This is a genomic window from Dankookia rubra, from assembly GCF_004355005.1.
GTDB lineage: Bacteria > Pseudomonadota > Alphaproteobacteria > Acetobacterales > Acetobacteraceae > Paracraurococcus > Paracraurococcus ruber_A.
The window spans coordinates 1-4,245 of the sequence record NZ_SMSJ01000192.1 but is presented as its reverse complement, the minus strand read 5'-3'; the positions used below and the strand labels follow the sequence as shown (position 1 = coordinate 4,245).

Sequence of the window (4,245 nt, the reverse complement as noted above, 5' to 3'; positions counted from 1 at the left end):
TGGCCTCGAGCCTCGCACCCTCAATCACTGGATCGCCCGCCTGCGGCAGATGTTCCGTCGACGCCCAGCTGCCACTCCAGAACGCTTCTAAGTCAACGGTATTGGGGCTAGAGACTGACTTCCCTAGTGGCAGACCCGCCCGCGCTGCCTTCCCCCTCTCTCTCTCTCACCGTTTTGGTCAGGCAACCCAGCCCGCATGTCCGGCTGCACCGCAGGCGCCGCTCTAGCCTGCTGATCGTTGTCTCGCTCTTATTCATGGACAGAATGATCGACCGGATGCCAATCGGCGCGGAGTGGCCGCAGCCCTGCCGCTTTGGCAGCCGGCCGCGAACAAAGCGAAGCCGCCATCGGCAGTTGGCAGCGCGGTCTCACCGTGCCGTCAGGGCCGATGGCGTCGGAGGTACCTTGAGTCATAAGCTGCCGACCTCAACTCGACACCTGTACCCCCAGCCGCATCGCCGCCCCCTGCAGCCGCGCCACGTCGCCCTCACGCCATTGACGCCCGGTCAGCAGCTTGGTCGCTTCGGCCACCGGCATCCCAAGGGCTTCGCCGATGGCAGCAGGCGTGGCGATGCCACGATCCTCCAGCTCCTGGCCGATTAGTATGCGCAGGCGGATCGTGATCAAACGGTCGGCGTATCGGGCACGGCGCTCTTCGGGCGTGAGCTTGGGCTTGGCGGGGGGCGAGGGCGGTGGCTGGTCGGAGAACAGGCTCATGCCAGCATGGTGGTCATAGTGGTGGCCGGCATCATCCCCACTTCGCCGCGCTAGCCGTTCACCGTGTGACGACCGCCACCAGAGGTGACGGTCCCGACCACGCCGAGGATGTGGATGTCCCGCTCGGTCGCCTTGCTCTCCTTTTTGCAACGTCGCAGGGAAGCGCCCCTTTGGCGTTTCATTTACGTATTTGCAACAAGATCATGTAACTAAGCCATCATGGCTATGACTGCTCAAGCTCTCCTGCAACTTTATGCCACCTTGGCGGAGCGCCACCCCCTGCCATACGACGCTGGGCTGATCCCGACGTGTTTCGACTACGGCATCTTCCTTGCAAATGACGGCATAACCTGCCGCATTGACTAGCTAGCCACTGCACCGCAATGGGCCCGTGCTGCCGTGACTATGGGCCGATCGGGCGCGTTGCGTGCGGTCACCCAGGATCAGCGACTTCCAGTGGCCGCGCTTGAACGTGTATCATCATCAATGCTTGAGAAACTTTAAATTGTTAGATCCGGAGCGAGAGCCGGAAGGGGTTTGTTGGCTGTATTCGTCTCCCCAATAGCCAGGGCAGGCCGGGGCCGGATGGCCCCCTCTCGGAGAAGCGCTTGTCCATCTTAGTCCAGGCTTGGACCTCCCTCTCCCGTGCTATCAGAGCGACACAGGCTCAGCCTACGTGAGGGTGCGATCACGGATCAGGTCACCCGCAGGCTGCAGCTCTGCCGGCGGCAATTCTGGACGAGTTTAGCAGGCTACGCCGCTTCGCCTGTCTCATCCCGACGGCACCGCGTCGACGGCGGAGCACCATGCTCTGCCTGGTCAATACCATCCCACACCGCACGCGCGAGTTGCTTGTGATGCGCTAGCTTATGCAACCGAATCGTGGGCCAACCTAGCCCGGATCATGCACCGGGTCGGTCCAACGCGGGCCAACGCCAAACGGGTGGCCGATCCGAAGAATTTATTGCATAAAACTCTGCAAATTCGGCATTTGCGATGTTTTCGAAGGAAATCAGCAGTTTGCCCTGGGGTGGCACTCGTCGTGAATAATCCAGGCTAGACTGCGCAGATTGGCCTGTGACGCCCGACCATCATAACCGGTAACAACCACCACCGGCAGCTTTGGGATGCGGTTTCACAAAAAGCATATCACGCGCTAACCGGTAAGCTCTCCGCCAAGACTGAGATCAATGACAGCAACGGCAAGATGCTCGACCGACAGTGCCTTCACCTCCGCCTTTGTATACGCGATCAGAGTTTTAAAGCCCTTGGCCATGAGCAGGTCCTCGATTTCGAGTGCGAGAAGCGCTTCATCATCCACGATGAGAGCCAGCGGGGCCGGTCGGTCTCGATGGCACATGGCTTCCATGTTTATCCAATACGGCTTGGCGGGTAACTGAAAAGCAAGCCGACGTTGAAGAGCGCTGGCCGAAGTTTGGCGTCAGGACACGACAGGCCTTGAGCCGAAACTCAGGGGAGCCTTATGGCAAACACTCATCCTCAAATCTCGCAGATGAGTGATTTCAGGGAGCCTCAAGCGCTGCGGCAACGCCGGCTCCGTCGCCCCCGCGCTTTGCAGCAAGTTTAGGACGCTTATCTAATATTTAGTTTATTTTTAATTTTTATTCTATCTATGATCGTCATTTGTGGTTCTCCATATCCTGCCGCGGCGAAAAGGGGCCGAACGCTCGACGGGTCGCGTTTGGCCCTTTTTTCTGTTTGGGACCAACGCATGATGCTCGGCGCTGCTTCGCGGTAGCGCTTCGTCACATGGCGCTCACCTCAGAGGGCTGGGCTAACGAACATACAACGAACCATGGTTGAGGCGGCGCATTCCCCCTTTGGGAACCAAACTTCTACCCTAGGTTAGCGATTCCGCGCGAGAGTTGAAAGATTACAGGAGGGCAGGCAATGACTGCGTTCCACATGCGTCCATCAATGCGCATCCTGCCCAGAGGGCAAGCTCTTGCCTGATCTCCTCTTGGCACTTGTAGGTCTCGGCGCAACCTCGGTACCGGTCGTTGCTGTGATCTTGGCCCGACGCCGGCAGCCGCCATCATGCACCGCGCTTGCCGCAGGCTGCACTCCGCCAGAGCAACCCCTCTCGCTGACCATCGAGGACGCGGAGCGTCGGATGGCCGTGCTGCTCCGCCGCATGCAGGCCTATCTGCGTGATCCATACGACTTCACCGCATCGCGGATTGCCGACGAAGCGGGCTTTGAGGAATGTCTCGGTCGAGCCGCTGCCCTTGGAACCCAAATCGCCGCACTGGGCGGCGCCCCGACAGCGAGCCTGGCTGAGCGTGAGCGCACGCGCGGGCTGATCCTCGAGAGTCTGATGACCAAGCACCGAGTGGCCGCTGTCGGAGCGAAGGGGGCGGCGCAGGCGGGACGCGGCTGACATGATCATGGCACTGGGCCCGCTCCGTCCACCGCAGGCCGCCGCGATCCGGCGGCACCCCCAACAGCCCGAGCCGATCGGCCTGGGCTTGCAATGCGGCAATATCGCCAGCCCGCCAGTGCCGGCGGGTCAGTAAACTTATGGTCTCGATCACGGGTAGGCCGGCGGGGGCGCTGATCCGCGAGGGCGTGGTGATCCCCTGCTCCTCCAAGTAGGCAGTGATGGAGTAACGCGGGCGGATAGCCAGCAACCACTCGGCCTGCCGAACGCGATTGCGCATGCCTCCTGCCCTGCCGCCACATCGCGGCGACCGCTAGAAACTGCGCGAAGTCGACCTGGCCACGTTCGGTGCGCTTGCTTGTTGGCCAGGCGAGGAATCGTCGACTGATCGGGGGATCAGTAGTGCTGGCGGCAAGCGACGACCTCGATCTGCTGCGCCTCGCCCTTGCCGACGACACGATAGACCAGCCTATGGTCTTGGGTGATGCGGCGAGACCACCATCCTGAGAGATCACCTTTGAGCGGTTCGGGCTTGCCCAAGCCCTTGAACGGACCGCGGCGGACATCCCGCAACAATTCGTTGAGCCTGGCCAGTATGGTGCGGTCGGTCTCGATCCAGTGCTGATAGTCCGCCCATACGTTGGGCGTGAACAGCAGGTTCAAGGCTCGATCAGATCGCGCTTGGCCACCAGCCCGGTATCGGCTTGCTGAATGCTTTCCAGCAGGCGCGCGGCATTCTTGGGATTGCTCAGGAGATGGACCGTCTCCTGCCAGCCCGCGAACTCCTCCTCGGACAACATGACGACATTCCCCTTGCCGCCTTGCCGGGTGACGACCAGGGGAACTCGGCCATTGACGACCGCATCCATGTGGCTCGCCAGATTGGCGCGGAACTCGCTGTAGCTTACGTGAGCCATGCCACCCTCCTATTGTACAAATATACGTACAACAAGCGTCGACGCCAAGCCAGATTGCGCTTTTGACCGTCTACCGCACCTGTTGCAACCAAGTTGAAATGTTATTGATCCGGCCTGGGCGATCTTGAATCAGGCGGCGTAGCGAAAAGTCTTGTGCCCGAAGAAGCTGCGAACGCGGTCGGGCAGCTTCGATAGCCTGCGCATGTGCCC

At 60.9% G+C, this 4,245-nt stretch carries 5 protein-coding genes; 1 reads left to right on the top strand and 4 read right to left on the bottom strand.

The features are described from left to right. Nucleotides 1–426: 426 nt before the first annotated feature. Together E2C06_RS35555 and E2C06_RS38255 are read right to left on the bottom strand one after the other, a co-directional pair. On the bottom strand, nt 427–717 hold the full coding sequence (locus E2C06_RS35555; RefSeq protein WP_133293257.1) for a hypothetical protein: 291 nt from the start codon (nt 715–717) through the stop codon (nt 427–429). Nucleotides 718–1,873: 1,156 nt separating this feature from the next. Further along, nucleotides 1,874–2,038, bottom strand: a complete 165-nt coding sequence (locus tag E2C06_RS38255; protein ID WP_165982894.1) for a hypothetical protein — start codon at nt 2,036–2,038, stop codon at nt 1,874–1,876. Nucleotides 2,039–2,851: 813 nt separating this feature from the next. Here E2C06_RS38255 and E2C06_RS35550 point away from each other — a divergent pair. Beyond that, entirely contained in the window at nt 2,852–3,118 is a 267-nt protein-coding gene (locus E2C06_RS35550; protein ID WP_133293256.1) for a hypothetical protein, read from the top strand. Nucleotides 3,119–3,514: 396 nt separating this feature from the next. On the opposite strand, the gene E2C06_RS35545 is transcribed toward E2C06_RS35550, so the two are convergent. Together E2C06_RS35545 and E2C06_RS35540 are read right to left on the bottom strand one after the other, a co-directional pair. After that, nucleotides 3,515–3,781 (bottom strand): Txe/YoeB family addiction module toxin, encoded by a 267-nt coding sequence (locus E2C06_RS35545; protein WP_133293255.1) that lies wholly within the window; start codon nt 3,779–3,781, stop codon nt 3,515–3,517. Beyond that, the gene (locus E2C06_RS35540; protein ID WP_133293254.1) at nt 3,778–4,035 is read right to left on the bottom strand and encodes a type II toxin-antitoxin system Phd/YefM family antitoxin; all 258 of its coding nucleotides are present in this window, start codon (nt 4,033–4,035) and stop codon (nt 3,778–3,780) included. Before E2C06_RS35540 ends, E2C06_RS35545 begins: the two co-directional genes overlap by 4 nt. Nucleotides 4,036–4,245: the final 210 nt, after the last annotated feature.